This window comes from Flammeovirga aprica JL-4, from assembly GCF_012844305.1.
Classification (GTDB): Bacteria; Bacteroidota; Bacteroidia; order Cytophagales; family Flammeovirgaceae; genus Flammeovirga; species Flammeovirga aprica.
The window spans coordinates 1-560 of the sequence record NZ_JABANE010000415.1 but is presented as its reverse complement, the minus strand read 5'-3'; the positions used below and the strand labels follow the sequence as shown (position 1 = coordinate 560).

Below are 560 nucleotides of genomic sequence, written 5' to 3'. Positions count from 1 at the left end.
GTCAGCGTTCCAACGCAGGGAATACTCAGCAAGCGCTGTCCAACCTCATCTTCGTCCAACTTTCGTTTCAACTGAGATTCCAGATCTTTAATCTGCTCAACAAGATAGTGATAATGCTGTTGTAATTTCAGCAGTAACTGGCTGAGATAAAGAGGCAAACTACTGTCCTCAAGAAGGGTACTCAGTCGACTAATAACGGCAGCACCTCGCGGAACGCTGATACCAAATTCCAGCAGAAAAGCATGCATCTGATTAGTTGTTTTCACCTTATCCTGAACCAGGGATTCACGGACACGATGCAGAGCTCGCATTGCCTGCTGAGATTCGGTTCTGGGCTGCACGAAACGCATAGATGGACGTGATGCTGCTTCACAGATAGCTTCAGCATCAACGAAGTCATTTTTGTTGCTTTTAACGAATGGGCGGACAAATTGCGGTGATATCAGCTTTGGAAAATGCCCTAACTCTTCCAGCTTGCGTGCCATAAAGTGAGAACCGCCACAGGCTTCCATCGCGATGGTTGTTGCCGGGCATGTCGCCAGAAATTCGATTAGCTTTGG

Annotated in this window: 1 pseudogene; it reads right to left on the bottom strand. The window is 47.5% G+C overall.

The window, feature by feature from the left end:
- Positions 1–560: pseudogene (locus HHU12_RS34680) on the bottom strand (IS110-like element IS4321 family transposase); the annotation flags it as partial.